17 protein-coding genes are annotated in these 19,816 nt (G+C 59.7%); 14 read left to right on the forward strand and 3 right to left on the reverse strand.

Annotated features, from left to right (window positions below):
* Positions 1-66 precede the first annotated feature (66 nt).
* Both FRT59_RS02695 and FRT59_RS02700 read left to right on the forward strand, forming a co-directional pair.
* The gene (locus FRT59_RS02695; protein WP_153870339.1) at positions 67-1,173 is read left to right on the forward strand and encodes an NADH:flavin oxidoreductase/NADH oxidase; all 1,107 of its coding nucleotides are present in this window, start codon (positions 67-69) and stop codon (positions 1,171-1,173) included.
* A 337-nt stretch (positions 1,174-1,510) separates the two neighbouring features.
* Positions 1,511-1,696, forward strand: a complete 186-nt coding sequence (locus FRT59_RS02700; protein ID WP_153837595.1) for a hypothetical protein — start codon at positions 1,511-1,513, stop codon at positions 1,694-1,696.
* Between the two features lie 54 nt (positions 1,697-1,750).
* Here the strand turns inward: FRT59_RS02700 and FRT59_RS02705 are convergent, their stop codons facing one another.
* On the reverse strand, positions 1,751-3,376 hold the full coding sequence (locus FRT59_RS02705; protein ID WP_153837596.1) for a glucan biosynthesis protein D: 1,626 nt from the start codon (positions 3,374-3,376) through the stop codon (positions 1,751-1,753).
* Positions 3,377-3,680: 304 nt separating this feature from the next.
* Between FRT59_RS02705 and FRT59_RS02710 the strand changes: the two genes are divergently transcribed.
* From FRT59_RS02710 to FRT59_RS02745, 8 genes are all read left to right on the forward strand, one after another.
* A complete protein-coding gene (locus FRT59_RS02710; protein ID WP_153870340.1) occupies positions 3,681-4,388 on the forward strand; it encodes a tellurite resistance TerB family protein in 708 nt (235 codons plus the stop codon).
* Between the two features lie 365 nt (positions 4,389-4,753).
* Positions 4,754-6,376, forward strand: coding sequence for a methyl-accepting chemotaxis protein (locus tag FRT59_RS02715; protein ID WP_034118403.1), 1,623 nt, complete (start codon positions 4,754-4,756; stop codon positions 6,374-6,376).
* On the forward strand, positions 6,376-6,888 hold the full coding sequence (locus tag FRT59_RS02720; protein ID WP_034118404.1) for a chemotaxis protein CheW: 513 nt from the start codon (positions 6,376-6,378) through the stop codon (positions 6,886-6,888). The genes FRT59_RS02715 and FRT59_RS02720 overlap by 1 nt, the downstream gene beginning before the upstream one ends.
* A complete protein-coding gene (locus FRT59_RS02725; RefSeq protein ID WP_153870342.1) occupies positions 6,885-8,144 on the forward strand; it encodes a CheR family methyltransferase in 1,260 nt (419 codons plus the stop codon). Before FRT59_RS02720 ends, FRT59_RS02725 begins: the two co-directional genes overlap by 4 nt.
* Positions 8,141-8,842: a chemotaxis protein CheW gene (locus FRT59_RS02730; protein WP_034118406.1), complete on the forward strand. Its 702-nt coding sequence runs from the start codon at positions 8,141-8,143 to the stop codon at positions 8,840-8,842. Before FRT59_RS02725 ends, FRT59_RS02730 begins: the two co-directional genes overlap by 4 nt.
* Complete coding sequence (locus tag FRT59_RS02735) at positions 8,839-11,115, forward strand: hybrid sensor histidine kinase/response regulator (RefSeq protein WP_034118407.1); 2,277 nt, start codon at positions 8,839-8,841, stop codon at positions 11,113-11,115. Before FRT59_RS02730 ends, FRT59_RS02735 begins: the two co-directional genes overlap by 4 nt.
* Complete coding sequence (gene cheB, locus FRT59_RS02740) at positions 11,112-12,122, forward strand: chemotaxis response regulator protein-glutamate methylesterase (protein ID WP_034118408.1); 1,011 nt, start codon at positions 11,112-11,114, stop codon at positions 12,120-12,122. Before FRT59_RS02735 ends, cheB begins: the two co-directional genes overlap by 4 nt.
* Positions 12,123-12,173: 51 nt before the next feature.
* The gene (locus FRT59_RS02745) at positions 12,174-13,175 is read left to right on the forward strand and encodes a response regulator (RefSeq protein WP_032877485.1); all 1,002 of its coding nucleotides are present in this window, start codon (positions 12,174-12,176) and stop codon (positions 13,173-13,175) included.
* Positions 13,176-13,321: 146 nt separating this feature from the next.
* On the opposite strand, the gene FRT59_RS02750 is transcribed toward FRT59_RS02745, so the two are convergent.
* Positions 13,322-13,576 carry a bacteriocin immunity protein gene (locus tag FRT59_RS02750; RefSeq protein ID WP_080752940.1) on the reverse strand — a complete coding sequence of 85 codons (255 nt, stop codon included), beginning with the start codon at positions 13,574-13,576 and terminating at the stop codon, positions 13,322-13,324.
* Between the two features lie 4 nt (positions 13,577-13,580).
* Positions 13,581-15,320 carry an S-type pyocin domain-containing protein gene (locus FRT59_RS02755; protein WP_153870343.1) on the reverse strand — a complete coding sequence of 580 codons (1,740 nt, stop codon included), beginning with the start codon at positions 15,318-15,320 and terminating at the stop codon, positions 13,581-13,583.
* Between the two features lie 438 nt (positions 15,321-15,758).
* On the opposite strand from FRT59_RS02755, the gene prfB reads away from it, so the two are divergent.
* The 4 genes from prfB (at position 15,759) to FRT59_RS02775 (ending at position 19,800) form a co-directional block, all read left to right on the forward strand.
* Positions 15,759-16,854, forward strand: a protein-coding gene (gene prfB, locus FRT59_RS02760) for a peptide chain release factor 2 (RefSeq protein ID WP_096001736.1) whose coding sequence is annotated in 2 segments (ribosomal slippage) — positions 15,759-15,830 and positions 15,832-16,854 — 1,095 coding nt in all. Because the reading frame shifts where the segments join, the coding sequence is not laid out codon by codon here.
* Between the two features lie 77 nt (positions 16,855-16,931).
* Positions 16,932-18,434, forward strand: a complete 1,503-nt coding sequence (lysS, locus tag FRT59_RS02765; protein WP_153870344.1) for a lysine--tRNA ligase — start codon at positions 16,932-16,934, stop codon at positions 18,432-18,434.
* Positions 18,435-18,518: 84 nt separating this feature from the next.
* Positions 18,519-19,235, forward strand: a complete 717-nt coding sequence (locus FRT59_RS02770) for a TetR/AcrR family transcriptional regulator (protein ID WP_080752942.1) — start codon at positions 18,519-18,521, stop codon at positions 19,233-19,235.
* 16 nt (positions 19,236-19,251) lie between these two features.
* A complete protein-coding gene (locus FRT59_RS02775; RefSeq protein WP_153870345.1) occupies positions 19,252-19,800 on the forward strand; it encodes a hypothetical protein in 549 nt (182 codons plus the stop codon).
* Positions 19,801-19,816 lie beyond the last annotated feature (16 nt).

The following is a 19,816-nucleotide window of genomic DNA, read 5'->3' on the forward strand; positions in this document are numbered from 1 at the left end:
CGAAGGTTGTCGACTAGGCTCTAAGCACTGTTGAACAGTGCCCATAGAACCCAGAAGAGGTGCGCCATGAGTCAGCTGCTCGAACCCTATACCCTGCGCCAATTGACCCTGCTCAACCGCATCGCGGTCTCGCCGATGTGCCAATACTCAAGTGACGATGGCCTGGCCAATGACTGGCACCTGGTGCATCTCGGCAGCCGCGCCGTGGGGGGCGCCGGGCTGATTTTCACTGAAGCCACCGCCGTGACTGCCGATGGGCGTATCACCGCCCAGGATTTGGGCTTGTGGAACGACGCCCAGATCGAACCACTGCAGCGCATCACGCGCTTTATCGCCGCCCAGGGGGCAGTGGCGGGTATTCAACTGGCCCATGCCGGGCGCAAGGCCAGTACCTATCGGCCATGGATCGGCAAGCATGGCAGCGTCAAGCCGCAAGAGGGCGGCTGGGTGCCCGTCGGCCCATCGCCGATTGCCTTCGACCCTAACCACACCCAGCCCAAGCCACTGGACGAAGGGCAGATCCAGCAAGTGATCGCCGACTTCGTCGCCGCCGCCAAGCGCGCCTTGACCGCAGGTTTTGAAGTGGTGGAAATCCATGCGGCCCATGGTTACCTGCTGCATCAGTTTCTTTCGCCGATCAGCAACCAGCGCCAGGATCAATACGGAGGCTCGTTCGAAAACCGTATTCGCCTGGTGCTGGAGGTGACCAAGGCCGTGCGCGCCGCCTGGCCCCAGGAGCTGCCTCTGTTTGTGCGGGTATCGGCCACCGATTGGGTGGAAGACGGCTGGAACCCGGATGAAACCGTGGAATTGGCGCGCCGCCTGAAAGACTTGGGCGTTGACCTGATCGATGTGTCCTCTGGTGGCACCGCTGCCAATGCCGAGATCCCCACCGGCCCCGGCTACCAGACACGCTTCGCCGAACGGGTACGCAAGGAGTCGGGCATCGCCACCGGCACGGTCGGCATGATCACCGAGCCGGCCCAGGCCGAGCATATCCTGCGTACCTGCCAGGCCGACATTATCTTCCTGGCCCGTGAACTGCTGCGTGATCCTTACTGGCCGCTGCATGCCGACGATGACCTGGGCGGGCGCAAGGCAATCTGGCCGGCGCAGTATCAACGGGCGACCCACAGGGATCAGCCCATCCATGAGTCGGACCTCAGGGATTGATCTTGCGCAGCATCCTGAAAAACCCACCCTGAAACGGTGGGTTTTTTCTTGCTCGCGTTACAGCAACCCCATCCCGCACTGTTTGCGCAGGCACCCTGTGGCATTCACCTGTATCGACCACTGCGTGAGTAATAACTGTAGGTTTTTATGACTGAGGTTATTTATTTAAGTTAATACTCTAAAAAAATCCCACGCGGGACGAGATAGTTTCTACGCTTAGGGTAAGCCCGACTTCTGGCCCAGGGAGGCAGGCTGCTGGTCCGCAGAGGCAATGCGCTTCACGGGAGATGGGAAATGGGCAACAGGAGTTTTGACTGACATCAGGAGTAAACGGTCCATGGCCAAATCCTATGGCGTAGCGGGTGTAGTGGCGTCTTTCCTTAGCCGCCGGATGCCCTTGCGGGGGCGAAGGTTGAGTTCAGATGAAGTGGAGCTGCTGGCGCAGTACCGGGCGCTGACCGAGAACGATCAGGTGGCGATGCGCTATCTGATTGGGGCGATGAAGAGCGTGTCGCGGTTTTGAGTCATATACGATCATTCCCACGTTCCCGCGTGGGAATGATCCGTTTGGTTGGCGTCAGGTGTACTTACGTTGCTCCGGCGCGGGCGGGAAGTATTGATAGAGCCAGGTTTCGCTCAAGGTGCGGTCCTGTGTGCGAATGAACAGGCGCAGTTCCACGGGTTCCACACTGTCGCTGGTAGGGTACCAATCGAACAGGATGCGATAGCCCTTGATGTTGTCCAGCACCAGCACGCTGAAATCTTTCACCTCGCCATGGGAGCAGGTCACTACCGGTTCGATGCCGGTACCCGGTGGCAGGCGATCCAGGCCGCCGCCCTTGAAGTCTACGGCGAAACGCCGCGCCCAGACTTTCGGGTAATGTTCGCCGGGGGCCCAACCTTCGGTAAAGCCGCCCATGCCTGAACGTGTCGCGTCGACCTGCGCCAGCGGTGTGCTGACTGGCGGTAGGGCGCTCCAGTACAGCTTGTAGCCGTAGTTGAGGGAATCACCGGCGGCCACGGGCTTCTTCGGGGTCCAGAAGGCCACGATATTGTCCAGGGTTTCGCCAGTGGTGGGGATTTCCAGCAGGTCGATCGAGCCTTCGCCCCACGCCGTGGTAGGTTCAACCCACAGGCTAGGGCGCTTGCTGTACCAGTCGACCGTGTCCTGATAGCTGGCGAACTCATGGTCGGTCTGCACCAAGCCAAAGCCTTTGGGGTCGGTGTCGGCGAATGCATTGAATTGCAGCTTGGCCGGGTTGTTCAGCGGGCGGCAGATCCACTCGCCGTTGCCACGCCACATGGCCAGGCGGTCCGAATCGTGGATCTGCGGGTGGATGGTGTCGCACATACGCCGCTCATGGGTGCCGCAGCTGAACATGCTGGTCATCGGCGCGATGCCCAGTTGTTCGATGGCGGTACGCGCATTGATGTGCGCATCGATTGCCATCACCACTTGGTTGGCCTGGCAGTCGATATCAAAGCGGTAGGCGCCGGTCGCGCTTGGCGAGTCGAGCAGGGCGTAGACCACAAAGCGGGTGGCGTTCTTGTCCGGGGTTTCGAACCAGAACTGCGTGAAATCGGGGAATTCCTCGCGTTTTTTCGCGTAGGTATCAATTGCCAGGCCACGGGCCGACAGGCCGTATTGGCCGGTGGAGTCTACTGCGCGGAAGTAGCTGGCGCCGAGAAACGACAGCACGTCATGACGGTCCAGCTCCGGCGCCTTGAACAGCTTGAAGCCGGAGAAACCCAGGTCGCCGGTCAGTTGCTGGGTGTCCACTGTGGTTTTTTCATAGTTGAACAGCGAAGGGCGGAAATGCACCTCGCGGGCTTCACGGGTCTTGGGATCGACGCTGTGCATGCGCACCGGTGTCTTGAAGCCCATGCCGACGTGGAAAAACTGCACGTCCAGTTGGCCGTTCAACTCCTTCCACAACGAATGGTTGCCGTCATAGCCGATGGCGTTGAAATTCTGCGGGGTCATGGTGGCCAGGGTCGGTGGCAGCACCTGCTTAGTGTCCTGATAGCCCCGAGTGGCCAATTGCTTGGCTTGCGCCTTGAGCGATTCGAAATCGAACGCCACGGCCTTGCCATCGGCGGCACGATTTCCGGCCCAAGCCTGCGCGGCCAGCAGGCCACTGGCCGACAAACCGGTGTAAGCCGCAATGGCCATGGATGCTTTGAGCAAATTCCTGCGGTGCATAGAGACAACCTGTCGTGAGCAAATCCCGCGCCGTTCCTGGCACGTAGCGGATCAGAAATAACGGTTCGGACATGCCTTCGGCCAAACGCAACGGACAATAAACAGACGCCGGATAGCTTAAGCGGTTCGATGAACAAGGAAAAATGATTGATGGCGGGATGATGGCGTCACATGTGCAACAAGACATTTCCAGCATGGCAGTAGAACGTTACATCTGGAAGCACTCTAGATCGCGGCTTTTTGGCACTTAGTTTTACGCTGGAGGCCTATTGGTCCTATGAACCCAAGTGTCTGGAGGCTACGAATGAATACCCGTGGATTGCTCGATCAGTTGCTCAAATCTGGCCAGGACATGTTGCAAAACAAGGCTGGCGGCCAACGTAAGTCCAATGACAAAGGCGCCCTCGGCGGCTTGCTCGGCGGTGGCGGGCTCGGCAGCATGCTCGGCGGTGCCGGCGGCGGCGCCCTGGCGGCTGGGGCCATGGGCCTGCTTCTGGGCAACAAGAAGGCGCGCAAATTCGGCGGCAAGGCCCTGACCTACGGCGGCCTGGCTGCACTGGGCGTGATCGCCTACAAGGCCTATGGTAACTGGCAAGCCCAGCAGGCCAGCGCCCCCCAAGGCGAACCGCAAACCATCGACCGCCTGCCACCGGCCCAGGTCGAGCAACACAGCCAGGGCATCCTCAAGGCGCTGGTGGCAGCCGCCAAGGCAGACGGGCATGTGGACGAGCGCGAGCGTGCGTTGATCGAAGGGGAATTCACCAAGCTGGACAACGACCAGGAACTGCAACACTGGCTGCACGGCGAACTCAACAAACCCCTGGACCCCGCCGACGTCGCACGCGCCGCCAGCACCCCGGAAATGGCCGCCGAAATGTACATCGCCAGCGTGATGCTGGTGGACGAGGAAAACTTCATGGAAAAGGCCTACCTGGACGAGTTGGCCCGCCAACTGAAACTTGAGCCAGGTTTGAAGCTGGAGCTGGAAAAACAGGTGCGGCTTAACGCATAAGTATGGCTATCGACACCGCTCTCCCTCGTAATCACGATGCGGAGCGAGCTGCTCTTGATCTGCTTTTGAGCCTAGGCAAGGTGCCGAGTGGTGGGGCGAGAGCGGTTTGGTTACTTTCGCCTGGGCCGGTATTCCGGCTCTTCGAAAGTGGCCCGCCGTAAGGGCGGAACCATAAGCAGCCGCTACCTGAATAACGGATATGCACCCCGTCTGATCCAACATCCTGTTCGGCTGTCAGGCCGCCTTCGCGAGCAAGCCCCCTCCCACATTTGCATTCTGTGGACACACCCTCAAAAGCGTTGATAAACGCAGGCATCCGCTCAGCTATACTCCCCTCCATTTGAATGGCCTTGCGAGGAATTACTGTGAAGAACTGGACCCTGCGCCAAAGGATTTTGGCGAGCTTTGCGGTAATCATCGCGATCATGCTGCTGATGGTGGTGCTCTCGTATTCGCGCCTGCTGAAGATTGAGGTCAGCGAGAATTCAGTTCGGGACGACGCGGTGCCCGGAGTCTTTTTCAGCTCGATGATTCGCAGCGCCTGGGTCGACAGCTACCTGCAAACCCAGGAAATTGTCGGAATCCACAAGAACCAGGCCATTTCCGAAGTCGACAAGCAGGACTACAAGTCCTTCGAGGCGCGGCTCGAGCAGCACATGGCCAGCTACGCCGGGACGATCAATATCGATCAGGACCGCACCGAATTCGACGCCTTCGAAAAACTGCACCAGAACTACAACCGAATTCTCGCCCAAGTGCTGGAGGCCCATCAGAGCAATAACCCGGTCGAGGCGCTGAGGTTGTTCGACGAACAACTGACCCCCGCGTGGACCGCAGGCCGCATGAAGCTCAATGACATTATCAATGAGAACAAACAGGTCGCCGACAATGCTACGGCCGCCATCGATGATGCCGTAGCGGCGGCGAAAATCAGCATGGGCGTCTCGCTGCTGCTGGCGATTCTCGCGGCGGCGCTGTGTGGCTTGTTGCTGATGCGCGCGATCATGGCGCCGATGCAGCGTATCGTCGAAATCCTCGAAGTCATGCGCACCGGCGACCTGAGCAAACGCCTGAACCTGGAGCGCAAGGACGAATTCAACGCGGTCGAGACGGGCTTCAACGACATGATGACCGAGCTGACCGCCCTGGTGTCCCAGGCACAGCGTTCGTCGGTGCAGGTCACCACCTCGGTCACCGAGATTGCCGCGACTTCCAAGCAACAACAGGCCACGGCCACCGAAACTGCAGCCACGACCACCGAAATTGGCGCGACTTCCCGCGAGATTGCCGCCACTTCCAAGGACTTGGTCCGCACCATGACCGAAGTGTCCACCGCCGCCGACCAGGCCTCGGTGGCTGCCGGCTCTGGCCAGCAAGGTCTGGCACGCATGGAAGAAACCATGCACTCGGTGATGGGCGCCGCCGATCTGGTCAATGCCAAGCTGGCGATCCTCAACGAGAAAGCCGGCAACATCAACCAGGTGGTGGTGACCATCGTCAAAGTGGCTGACCAGACCAACCTGTTGTCCCTCAACGCCGCCATCGAGGCGGAGAAAGCCGGTGAATACGGTCGCGGTTTTGCCGTGGTGGCCACCGAAGTGCGCCGTCTGGCCGACCAGACCGCCGTGGCGACCTACGACATCGAGCAGATGGTGCGGGAGATTCAGTCGGCGGTGTCGGCGGGTGTGATGGGCATGGACAAGTTCTCCGAGGAAGTACGCCGGGGTATGTTCGAAGTGCAGCAAGTGGGCGAGCAGTTGTCACAGATCATCCATCAGGTGCAGGCCCTGGCGCCGCGGGTGTTGATGGTCAACGAAGGCATGCAGGCCCAGGCCACCGGCGCTGAGCAGATCAACCACGCGCTGGTGCAATTGGGCGATGCCAGCAGCCAGACCGTCGAATCCCTGCGCCAGGCCAGCTTTGCCATTGATGAACTGAGCCAGGTTGCGGTCGGTCTGCGCAGCGGCGTGTCGCGTTTCAAAGTCTGATGAGCGACCTCGCGGCTAAACGCGGCGCCGTCCCGGCAGCGAAAAAGGCGTTGTTCCTGGTGTTCCACATCGGCAGTGAACGCTTTGCCCTCAAGGCCACCGAAGTGGCCGAGGTGCTGCCGCGCCTGCCGCTTAAACCCATCGCCCATGCGCCCCTGTGGGTGGCGGGTATCTTCGCCCATCGCGGGGCGCTGGTGCCGGTGATCGACTTGAGTGCCTTGACGTTCGGCACCTCGGCCCAGGCCCGCACCAGTACGCGGCTGGTGCTGGTCAATTACCAGCCGCAGCCCTGGAGCGAAGCCCGTCGACTGGGGCTGATCCTGGAGCAAGCCACCGACACCCTGCGTTGCGACCCCGCGGAGTTCCAGCCCTATGGCCTGGACAACCAGCAGGCGCCCTACCTTGGGCCGGTGCGTGAGGATGCGCAGGGCTTGATGCAGTGGATCAGCGTCGCCGATCTCTTGACCGCTGAGGTGCGCGCCTTACTGTTTTCCGCCGAGTTAAGCCTATGAGCAGTGACCCACGATTTTCGGCGTTCTTGAAAGAGCGCATCGGCCTGGACGTCGCCTCGGTGGGCGAGGCGATCATCGAGCGTGCGGTGCGCCAGCGCTGCCAGTCATCCCAGGCGCCGTCGGCGGAGGCTTACTGGCAGCACCTGCAAAACTCCCATGACGAGCAGCAGGCGCTGATCGAAGCGGTGATCGTCCCCGAGACCTGGTTTTTCCGCTATCCCGAATCCTTTGCAACCTTGGCCCGTCTTGCCCAAGAGCGCCTGGCCGAGATCAAGCAGATGCGTGCCCTGCGTATTCTCAGCCTGCCGTGTTCTACCGGTGAAGAGCCCTATTCGATTGCCATGGCCTTGCTCGACGCGGGGGTGGCGCCCCACCAGTTCAAGGTGCAGGGCATGGACGTCAGCCCGCTGTCGGTGGAACGTGCGCGGCGCGGTGTGTACGGCAAGAACTCCTTTCGTGGGGCCGATCTTGAATTTCGCGATCGACATTTCACTGAGGAAGAGGGCGGTTACCGCATCGCCGACCGGGTGCGCGAACAAGTGCGCCTGCAAGTCGGCAACTTGCTTGACCCGACGCTGCTGGCAAACGAGCCGACCTACGACTTTGTGTTCTGCCGCAACCTGCTGATCTATTTCGACCAGCCGACCCAAAAACAAGTGTTTGACGTGCTCAAGGCGCTGACCCATGTCGACGGCGTGCTCTTTATAGGCCCCGCCGAAGGCAGCCTGCTGGGGCGCCACGGCATGCGTTCGATCGGCGTGCCGCAATCTTTTGCTTTTAGCCGGCACGTAGAGCAAGCCCCGCCGGCCCCGGTCTTCGTGCCGATGCCCGCGCCAACACCGCAGCGTAGCGCGGCACCGATACCGATTAAGCCGCGTCCGTTCAGCACGGTCAGCCCCCCAGTGCCGCCGGTCAAGGCGCCACACACCGACGCAGGGGACTTGCTCGGCCAGATCGCGACCTTGGCCAATGAAGGCAAAAGCGCCGAGGCGCGTGCCGCCTGCGAGCGCTATTTGAGCAGCCATCCACCGGCCGCCCAGGTGTTTTACTGGCTTGGGCTGCTCAGCGATGTGGCCGGCAGCGCCCTGGAAGCCCAGGGGTATTACCGAAAAGCCTTGTACCTGGAGCCGCAGCATCCGCAGGCCTTGATGCACCTGGCCGCGTTGCTCGAGTCCCAAGGCGACAGTGCGGGGGCGCGCCGTCTGCAAGCACGCGCTGCCCGTAGCGAGCGAGCTGACAGTGAGTCCAAACGATGAGTAGCCCTGACGCGCTCGACACCGCAGGCCTGGACCTGACGCTGACCGATACCCAAGCCATCGACGACTGCTGGAACCGCATTGGCATTCATGGCGACAAGTCCTGCCCATTGCTGGCGGAACACATCCACTGCCGCAATTGCTCGGTCTATTCAGCCGCTGCCACGCGCCTGCTGGACCGTTATGCATTGCAGCAGGACGACCATCGCCAGCAGGCAGCCGCCGAAGCAGATACCGAGGTGGTCACCCGTTCCCTGTTGATGTTCCGCCTCGGTGAAGAATGGCTCGGTATCGCCACCCGCTGCCTGGTGGAAGTCGCGCCGTTGCAGCCGATCCACTCCTTGCCGCACCAGCGCTCCCGGGCGCTGCTGGGCGTGGCCAATGTACGCGGCGCATTGGTGGCGTGCCTGTCGCTGGTAGAACTGTTGGGCCTGGACAGCACCAGTACCGGCGCTACTGGCGGGCGCATCATGCCGCGCATGTTGATCATCGCCGCCCAGGACGGCCCGGTCGTTGTGCCGGTGGACGAAGTGGATGGCATCCATGCCATCGATGAGCGCACCTTGAAGGCGGCGTCGGCCTCCGGCACCCAGGCCAGCGCACGCTATACCCAAGGCGTGTTGCAGTGGAAAGGCCGCAGTTTGCGCTGGCTGGACGAAGCACAATTGTTGTCCGCCGTGACCCGGAGCCTCGCATGACCCCCGACCAGATGCGCGATGCCTCGCTGTTGGAACTGTTCAGCCTGGAGGCCGATGCGCAGACCCAGGTGTTGAGCGCGGGCCTGTTGGCCCTGGAGCGCAACCCGACCCAGGCCGACCAGCTTGAAGCCTGCATGCGCGCCGCGCACTCGCTCAAGGGCGCAGCGCGGATTGTCGGCGTGGATGCCGGGGTCAGCGTGGCCCACGTCATGGAGGATTGCCTTGTCAGCGCCCAGGAAGGCCGCCTTTACCTGCAACCCGAACATATCGACGCGTTGCTGCAAGGCACTGACCTGCTGATGCGTATCGCCACCCCAGGCAACGAGGTGGGGCCGGCGGATATCGAGGCCTATGTGGCGCTGATGGAGCGCTTGCTCGATCCGACGCAACCCACCGCCATGCTCGCGCCAAAGCCCGAGCCCGAGCCTGCCCCCGCGCCCATCGTTGAAGCGTTGCCGGAGCCGGAGCCCGCACCGCCCGTCAGCAGTGAAGCGCCGCGCCAGAACAAGCGCATGACCGAAGGTGGCGAGCGCGTTCTGCGGGTAACCGCCGAGCGCTTGAACAGCCTGTTGGACCTGTCCAGCAAGTCCCTGGTGGAAACCCAGCGCCTCAAGCCGTACCTGGCCAGCATGCAACGCCTCAAGCGCATTCAAAGTAACGGTTTGCGCGCCCTGGATGCCCTGGATGGCCAACTCAAGGCCCTGGACTTGAACCTGGAAGCCCAGGAGGCCCTGGCCGATACCCGTCGCCTGTTGAGCGAAGCCCAGGCGCTGCTGGCGGAAAAAAATGCCGAGCTGGATGAGTTCGGCTGGCAGGCCGGCCAGCGTGCCCAGGTGCTCTACGACACCGCACTGGCGTGCCGCATGCGCCCGTTTGCCGACGTGCTGGCCGGGCAAGCGCGCATGGTGCGTGACCTGGGCCGCAGCCTGGGCAAGCAAGTGCGCCTGGAGATCGAGGGCGAGAAGACCCAGGTCGACCGCGATGTGTTGGAAAAACTCGAGGCGCCGCTCACCCATTTATTACGCAATGCCGTCGACCACGGCATCGAAACCCCCGAGCAGCGCGTGCTGGCGGGCAAACCGGCGGAAGGTTTGATTCGCCTGCGCGCGTCCCACCAGGCCGGGTTGCTGGTGCTGGAGTTGAGCGATGACGGCAACGGTGTCGACCTTGAGCGTCTGCGCGGCTCGATCGTTGACCGGCACCTGTCGCCGGTGGAAACCGCCCTGCGTCTGAGCGAAGAGGAACTGCTGACGTTCCTGTTCCTGCCAGGGTTCAGCCTGCGCGACAAAGTCACCGAAGTGTCCGGGCGCGGCGTCGGCCTGGACGCCGTGCAGCATATGGTCCGCCAACTGCGCGGCGCAGTGGTACTGGAGCAGACGGCGGGGCAGGGCAGCCGCTTCCACCTGGAAGTGCCGTTGACCTTGTCGGTGGTGCGTAGCCTGGTGGTGGAGGTGGGTGAAGAAGCCTATGCCTTCCCCTTGGCTCATATTGAACGCATGTGCGACCTGGCTCCCGACGATATCGTGCAGTTGGAAGGCCGCCAGCACTTCTGGCATGAAGGCCGGCATGTTGGCCTGGTTGCCGCCAGCCAGTTGTTGCAGCGGCCGGCCGGGCAAAACCCTTCAGATACCTTGAAAGTGGTGGTGATCCGCGAGCGCGACGCCGTGTATGGAATAGCCGTGGAGCGCTTTATCGGTGAGCGCACTCTGGTGGTATTGCCGCTGGATGATCGCCTGGGCAAGGTCCAGGATATTTCTGCGGGCGCCTTGCTCGATGACGGCTCGGTGGTATTGATCGTCGACGTGGAAGACATGCTGCGTTCGGTGGACAAACTGCTCAACACCGGCCGCCTGGAGCGCATCGCCCGGCGCAGCCAGCAAGCCACCGAAGCACCACGCAAGCGCGTGCTGGTGGTGGACGACTCGCTGACCGTGCGCGAGCTGCAACGCAAATTATTACTCAATCGCGGTTATGAAGTCGCTGTTGCGGTCGATGGCATGGATGGTTGGAACGCACTGCGCTCCGAGGACTTCGACCTGCTTATCACTGACATTGATATGCCTCGCATGGATGGAATTGAATTGGTCACACTCTTGCGTCGTGACAGCCGCCTGCAATCGTTGCCGGTGATGGTGGTTTCCTACAAGGATCGTGAAGAAGACCGACGACGTGGACTCGACGCCGGCGCCGACTATTATTTAGCCAAAGCCAGTTTCCATGACGACGCCTTGCTCGACGCCGTGGTTGAACTGATTGGAGGTGCCCGGGCATGAGGATTGCGATCGTCAACGACATGCCCCTGGCAGTGGAGGCCTTGCGTCGTGCCTTGAGCTTCGAACCTGCCCATCAGGTGGTGTGGGTCGCCAGCAATGGCCTGGAAGCGGTGCAGCGTTGCGCCGAACTGACCCCGGACCTGATCCTGATGGACCTGATCATGCCGGTGATGGACGGTGTGGAGGCCACCCGGCAGATCATGGCCGAAACGCCATGCCCGATTGTGATAGTCACTGTGGATCGCCAGGCCAACGTCAGCCGTGTGTTCGAGGCGATGGGGCATGGAGCCCTGGACGTAGTGGATACCCCGGCGCTGGGCGTGGGCAACCCCAAGGATGCGGCAGCACCGTTGCTGCGCAAGATCCTCAATATTGGCTGGCTGGTCGGCCAGCGTGGCAGTCGCGTGCGTGCCGAAGCCCCGCCGCAGCGCGTCACCGGCAAGCGTCAACGGCTGGTGGCGATTGGTTCTTCAGCCGGTGGGCCGGCGGCCCTGGAAGTTCTGCTCAAGGCCTTGCCGCGGGATTTTCCCGCCGCCATCGTGCTGGTGCAGCACGTGGACCAGGTATTTGCCGCAGGCATGGCCGAGTGGCTCAGCAGCGCTTCCGGCCTGCCGGTACGCCTGGCCTGTGAAGGCGAGCCGCCCCAAACCGGCGTGGTATTGCTGGCTGGCACCAACCACCATATTCGCTTGTTGAAAAATGGCACGCTAGCCTATACCGCAGAGCCGGTAAACGAGATTTACCGGCCGTCCATCGACGTGTTTTTCGAAAGCGTCGCCAGCTACTGGAACGGTGACGCCGTCGGCGTATTGCTCACCGGTATGGGGCGCGATGGGGCCCAGGGCCTCAAGTTGATGCGGGAACAAGGATATTTGACCATCGCCCAGGACCAGCAGAGTTCGGCGGTGTATGGCATGCCCAAAGCGGCGGCGGCGATTGACGCTGCTGTTGAAATTCGCCCACTGGATAGAATTGCGCCCCGATTGCTGGAGGTCTTTGCAAAATGAACAAAATCTCCCGCCATGCTGGCTTGCAGGCAGTAGTTCAGGTGATTGCACATGAATGATTTACAGCTCGACGACTTCAAGACCGACGAAAACGCCGCCATGGTGTTGCTGGTCGACGACCAGGCCATGATCGGCGAGGCCGTGCGGCGCGGCCTGGCCCATGAAGAAAACATCGACTTCCATTTTTGCGCCGACCCGCACCAGGCGATTGCCCAGGCGATCCGCATCAAGCCGACGGTGATCCTGCAAGACCTGGTGATGCCAGGCCTCGACGGCCTGACCCTGGTGCGTGAATACCGCAATCACCCGGCCACCGCGAATATCCCGATCATCGTGCTTTCCACCAAGGAAGACCCGCTGATCAAGAGCGCGGCCTTTGCGGCCGGGGCCAACGATTACCTGGTCAAGCTGCCGGACAACATTGAATTGGTGGCGCGCATTCGCTACCACTCGCGCTCCTACATGACCCTGTTGCAGCGCGACGCCGCCTACCGCGCGTTGCGGGTCAGCCAGCAACAGCTGCTGGATACCAATCTGGTGCTGCAACGCCTGATGAACTCCGACGGCCTGACCGGGCTGTCCAACCGCCGCCACTTCGATGAATACCTGGAGCTGGAATGGCGGCGCGCCATGCGCGACCAGACCCAGCTGTCTTTGCTGATGATCGACGTGGATTTCTTCAAGACCTACAACGACAGCTTCGGCCACGTCGAAGGCGACGAAGCCCTGCGTAAAGTCGCCGCCGCTATCCGCGACGCCAGCAGTCGCCCCTCGGATTTGCCAGCGCGCTATGGCGGTGAAGAGTTCGCCCTGGTGCTGCCAAACACCTCGCCGGGCGGTGCGCGGTTGGTGGCGGAAAAACTGCGCATGGCGGTGGCGGCGCTGAAAATCCCGCATATTGCCCCGGCCGAGGGCGCGAGCCTGACCATCAGCATCGGGCTTTCAACCCTGACACCGGTACAAGGTACGGATTGCCGGCAACTGATCATGGCGGCGGACAAGGGGCTGTATACGGCCAAGCATAATGGGCGTAATCAGGTAGGTATCGAGTGAGCCGGGGCCAGCGTAAACCCAGGTAAGGGAGTAACTCCCCTCACACACCTGGAGCTTCAGGGCTTGCGGGTTGACTGCAACTGAAGAGTGGTTGAAATAAGATCTCCACCATCAATGCCTAATTGATGGTGGAGATTACGGGGGGGTTACTCTTCTTTAAAACCAGGCTTGCCATTAGCTGCGCGCCATTCTTTAACTTCTTTTACGATGCCTTCAGGGCTGTCTTCTCTGTCATCTCTTGGATAGTAGATTAGGTCTGCGCCATCAGGGTGCTCCGTCAGACGCTCAAATTCGAAAACCATTTCGATGTCTTCCTCTTCGGTGCGTATGCTGCTGTCACAAAGAGAAACTACAAAATTTAGAAATTCGGTCTCTGTATATTCACTGATTAAAGTTTTCATAATGTTAATTGCCTTTTCCGTGAATTACTTTATGGCGTTTTGGAGTGACGACGTAGATGTTGTCAATGTCAAAAATAGCGCCGCCTTGAGAAACTAGATTCTTGTGGTGAATTTCGAACTTCACAGACTTTCCTACCCACTCTGACTTGCTTGAAAAGGGAGCCTTCCCATCTAGCATTATCGACAGGTTTTGACGATTGAACTGACTTTCCAGTTCCGAGTCGTTCGCAACCGCTTTCCAGAAGGCTTCGCGAAATGCTCTGAAGTTTTTATATTCCTGGCCTCTGAGCTTATCGGCAATTTGCGATGGTATAGGTGCACCTTCACCTTGTGAGGCCGCTCCTAGCCAAGGACCGGTCATAGCTTGCCCGTCGCCTGTCACAATTCCGGGATCTTCTCGCCGATCCCTGAACATTATATAGAGCGGAGCTAATCCTGAATCTATTGGAAAGACCGTTATGAAGTCATCAAAGCTCGCCTCACTGATTCCTGGAAAGTAATCCACTCTGCCCTCTACCGGAGTCACTGTCGCTCCTACGTAAACAGGTGGCTCTGGTTGGTCGGTGGGCAGCGAGGTCGAACTATTCCCTGGTGCAGTAATAGGTGTCCAGATCAACGTCCTTGGTGGCGCGTCATTCGTCGTGACGGTATAAACCCTCTGCTCGACATCATAGCTGGCGGCAACAATATTGACCTTGGAGGGCACAGCCGTGCCGTCTGTCTTGACTATAAAAACTTCCGAGCGCCCATCTGCTGCTGTTTTTGAACTGATACGCACTGGTAGGTCGATTGTGCCGCCAGTGCTGGCAAGAGCGTTCAAATCGTGGGTGTGTGAGGGAACAAGGTCGGACAACGGTGTACTCAGAACATAACGTTCCGGCAGCTCTCCATTCGCCAACTTCGGGGAGTAGATCAGCGCAGACACACCTACCAAAAGGCCAGATGCCGTACCCGCCAGTAGGCTACTTAATGCGCTAATGGCAGAGCGAATGGCCGCTTGCAACGTAGCGGCTGCGGTTTCAAGTGTGGAAATAGTCCCTGCCGCAGTTATGACCAGAGGCCCCGTTGCGGCAGCCGAGCCGGAAGAGCGGAAAGTATTGGCCGCTCGAACTGTCTGCGCGGCCTCGGCAGCTAATCGTTGTGCTTCAGCTTCACGGGTGAGACGGGCTTGCTCTTCGGCTATGGCGGTTGATAGCGCGTCATTTATAAGAGTAAGGTGATCATTCAGTATTTTTGCTTCTGCATTTAATAATTTTGCTTCATAGGCCGCTTTATGCGACTTAATCCAATCTTGTGCGAAATGATAATAAAAATCTCCTGGAAAGCTGCCGTTTGGGATTCTGAAGCCAGTGGTAGGATCAGCACCGTCATAAGATTTTGCGATGTCGAACTGAATTCTATAGGCGGCTGATCGTTCCGCTATTTTTGCTTCAATTTGTTTGACCTGAAATCCTAGCTTTTCAGTGAGGCTTTTACCAACGGCGTTTGCTTGCGCTTCGATGTCAGAAAATTCAGCTTCAGCCTTTTTCGGCAGTGCGGTAATGGCCGCTTCGTATTCCCTGGGTGATTTTCGGTATTCTTCGTGCACCATTTCGTCGGCACTGGCTACAAGATCGGCATATATCCCGATAAGCCAGCCAGGTATGGGGGGCGGACCATATCCACCTCCAAATCCATTTATAGAGTAATCGTTCTCTTTTCCTGCGGTGATAACAATGGGGCCGATTTCCAGTTGTCCTGACATTGTTTGCTCCTTAATCAAGTGCACGCTGCCAGATCAGAGTCTTAAAGTAGGCTAGGTTAACCTTTGAATGCTGAGAGGCATGCGGTGGTTGGCAGTTGGTAACTCACATGTGAGCTGCAAACTGAAGCTACTTGAATCAAAAAGTGCTACAAGATGGGGGCATGTGATTAGGAAGTGCCCTACGCTGATTTCGGAAATGAATTCTTTATCAGGCTAGCTGCGAAGGGGCGTGCTTCTACTTCTAGTTGGGTGTAGTGAGCATGCTTGATGGTGCTTCAGTGCAAACATTCCAGCCCCACTTTCACTGCCAGTCTGCCCATTTGTCGGGGCTTCAGGCGTGATCAATCCACTTGCAACTGACCAACCGGGCTGCCGTTTTCCTCCGCTTGCCGTTATACTCGCCGGCTTTCACAAGTTCGCCAACGAGTGCTGCCCGCCATGGAAATCAACCCGATCCTTAACACCATCAAGGACCTGTCCGAGCGCTCCGAAACTATTCGGGGGTATCTTTGACTACGATCAAAAGCATGAGCGTCTGACCGAGGTCAATCGCGAGCTTGAAGATCCGAGCGTCTGGAACAAACCTGAATACGCCCAGGAACTGGGGCGCGAGCGCGCTGCGCTGGCGCAGATCGTCGACACCCTCGACGAGTTGAACACCGGCCTGGGCGATTGCCGTGACCTGCTGGACATGGCCGTCGAAGAAAACGACGAAGGCGCAGTGGGCGATGTCGTCGCCGAGCTGGCCCGTCTCGAGGAAAACCTCGCCAAGCTTGAATTCCGTCGTATGTTCAGCCATGAAATGGACCCGAACAACGCCTACCTGGACATCCAGGCTGGTTCCGGCGGCACCGAGGCCCAGGACTGGGCCAACATCCTGTTGCGCATGTATTTGCGCTGGGCTGACAAGCGCGGTTTCGACGCGACCATCATGGAACTGTCCGCCGGTGAAGTCGCTGGTATCAAGGGCGCGACCGTACATATCAAGGGTGAATACGCCTTTGGCTGGTTGCGTACCGAGATCGGCGTGCACCGCCTGGTGCGCAAGAGCCCGTTCGACTCCGGCAACCGTCGCCATACCTCGTTCAGCGCGGTGTTCGTCTCGCCAGAGATCGACGACAAGGTGGAAATCGAGATCAACCCGGCCGACCTGCGCATCGATACCTACCGTTCCTCCGGTGCCGGTGGTCAGCACGTAAACACCACTGACTCGGCCGTACGTATTACCCACGTACCGACCAACACCGTGGTCAGCTGCCAGAACGAGCGTTCCCAGCACGCGAACAAGGACACCGCCATGAAAATGCTGCGGGCCAAGTTGTACGAGCAGGAAATGCAGAAGCGCAACGCCGCTTCCCAGGCGCTGGAAGACACCAAGTCGGATATCGGCTGGGGTCACCAGATCCGTTCGTACGTGCTTGATGCCTCGCGAATCAAGGATCTGCGCACCAACATCGAACGCAGCGACTGCGACAAGGTACTCGACGGTGATATCGACGAATACCTGGAAGCCAGCCTGAAGTCCGGCCTGTAAAAAGACTGTAGAAGCCGGCATGCCGGCGATCCCCGGCCTACGCCGGGGACAACGAACCTGATGGAAAATTTAAAGACATGAGCGACCAACAACTCGACCCGCAAGCCCTGCAACAGGAAGAAAACTCCCTGATCGCCCTGCGCAAGGAAAAGCTTGCTGCCGAGCGCGCCAAGGGTAACGCCTTCCCCAACGACTTCCGCCGCGACAACTACTGCGATGCCTTGCAGAAGCAATACGCGGACAAGACCAAGGAAGAGCTGGCAGAGGCCGCGATCCCGGTCAAAGTGGCAGGTCGCATCATGCTCAACCGTGGTTCGTTCATGGTGATCCAGGACATGACCGGGCGTATCCAGGTCTACGTCAACCGCAAGACCCTGCCCGAAGAAACCCTGGCCTCGGTGAAAACCTGGGACATGGGCGACATCATCGCAGCCGAAGGTACCCTGGCCCGTTCCGGCAAGGGCGACCTGTACGTCGAGATGACCAGCGTGCGCCTGCTGACCAAATCCCTGCGCCCGCTGCCAGACAAGCACCACGGCCTGACCGACACCGAGCAGCGCTACCGCCAGCGCTACGTTGACCTGATCGTCAACGAAGAGGTGCGCCAGACTTTCCGCGTGCGTTCGCAAGTGATTGCGCACATTCGCAGCTTCCTGATGCAGCGTGACTTCCTGGAAGTCGAAACCCCGATGCTGCAAACCATCCCCGGTGGTGCCGCAGCCAAGCCATTCGAAACCCACCACAACGCGCTGGACATGGAAATGTTCCTGCGTATCGCGCCTGAGCTGTACCTCAAACGCTTGGTGGTGGGTGGTTTTGAAAAGGTCTTCGAGATCAACCGCAACTTCCGTAACGAAGGCGTCTCGACCCGTCACAACCCTGAATTCACCATGTTGGAGTTCTACCAGGCGTACGCCGACTACGAAGACAACATGGACCTGACCGAAGAACTGTTCCGCGAGCTGGCACAGCTGGTGCTGGGCAGCACCGACGTGCCGTACGGCGACAAGGTGTTCCACTTCGGCGAGCCGTTTGTGCGTCTGTCGGTGTTCGACTCGATCCTCAAGTACAACCCTGAGCTGACCGCTGACGACCTGAATGACATCGACAAGGCCCGCGCCATCGCCAAGAAAGCCGGCGCCAAGGTGCTGGGCTTCGAAGGCCTGGGCAAGTTGCAGGTGATGATTTTCGAAGAGCTGGTGGAGCATAAGCTGGAACAGCCGCACTTCATTACTCAGTACCCGTTCGAAGTGTCGCCGCTGGCCCGTCGTAACGACGACAACCCGAACGTCACCGACCGTTTCGAGCTGTTCATCGGCGGCCGCGAGATCGCCAACGCCTACTCCGAGCTTAACGACGCGGAAGATCAGGCAGAGCGCTTCATGGCCCAGGTGGCCGACAAGGACGCCGGCGATGACGAAGCCATGCACTACGACGCCGACTTCGTGCGGGCCCTGGAATACGGCATGCCGCCCACCGCCGGTGAAGGCATTGGTATCGACCGCCTGGTGATGTTGTTGACCAACTCGCCGTCGATCCGCGACGTGATCCTGTTCCCGCACATGCGGCCACAAGCGTAACCGTAGCGAAATCCGAAGCCGCCTTTTATAAGGCGGCTTTTTTATGTGGCGTATTCAAGCGTCACCTGTAAAGGAAGATGTGTGGTGAACCGCGTAATGGCTCAAGAAGGTGCCGCCGGCATTGCTGCCGCCGTGGCTGAAAGCGTTCAGTACCAAGGCCGCAAGGCCAGTCGCCGGGGCAGCGAGCAACGCCGCCAGGACATTCTCGATGCGGCCATGCGTATCGTGGTGCGCGAAGGCGTACGTGCCGTGCGCCATCGGGCCGTGGCGGCGGAAGCCGGCGTACCGCTGTCGGCCACCACCTACTATTTCAAGGATATCGACGACCTGCTCACCGACACCTTCGCTCAATACGTCGAGCGCAGTGCCGCGTTCATGGGCAAGCTGTGGGTGCGCAACGAGGGCTTGTTGCGCGAAATGGTTGCCTATGGCGATGGCAGCCCGCAGTCGCGTTCGCAATTGGCCGATGATATCGCCCGGCTGACTGCCGACTACGTGCTGCGCCAACTGACCAACCGTCGCGAATACCTGATGGCCGAGCAGGCCTTTCGCCAGGAAGCCCTGCTGAACCCGCGCCTGGCTGAACTGGTGCGCTCCCACCAGCAGATCCTGTTGCAGGGCACCGGGCAGTTTTTCCAGGTATTGGGCTCGCGCGAGCCGCAACAGGATGCCAGGGTGTTGACGGCTATTATCAGTCGGATGGAATATCAGGGCCTGCTCGGCGGCCCAGAGCCTCTGACCGGGGAAGAGATGCTTGAAATCCTCAAGCGTTACATGCATTTGGTGCTGGCTTCGGTCTGACACCGGAGGATGTCCAATGAAAGCCTGGCGTGTCGCGGTAATCGCCTTGTCATTCCTGTTGCTCAGCGGTTGCCTGGTGACGTTCAAAGACCCATTGCCGACGACTGAAGCTGCGCCCCAGGCGCTGTTGGGCAAATGGGCCAGCAAGAATGCCTGGGGCGAACCGCTGAACCTGCACATCACCCGTGTCGGCGAGCATCGTTATAAAGCGGTGAGCTACCCCAGAGCCAAGCCGGGCCAGCGCGATGAGTATCTGTTTGGCGTCTCGCGCCACGGCAACCGTTGGTATATGTCGGCGCCGCTGCCTGCAAAACTGGGCGGCCATTTCATCCTGGCGGGCTTTGAGTTTGATGAAAAGCACGAACTGGTGGTCTACAACCTCGATCTGGAGCAGATCCATCAGGCCATCGACCAACAGGCTTTGCACGGTAGCACCGTGGAAACTGCCGAAGGTGCCGGTGTGCTGGTGGACAGCCCCATGGACCAGGTGTTTACCTACCTGGATGACCCGGCCAATGCCGATGTGTTCGTTGAAGCCGTGCGCTACCGCCGCGTGGGTAAATAACGTTTAAAGAGGAAGC

The organism is Pseudomonas haemolytica, from assembly GCF_009659625.1.
Taxonomy (GTDB): Bacteria; Pseudomonadota; Gammaproteobacteria; order Pseudomonadales; family Pseudomonadaceae; genus Aquipseudomonas; species Aquipseudomonas haemolytica.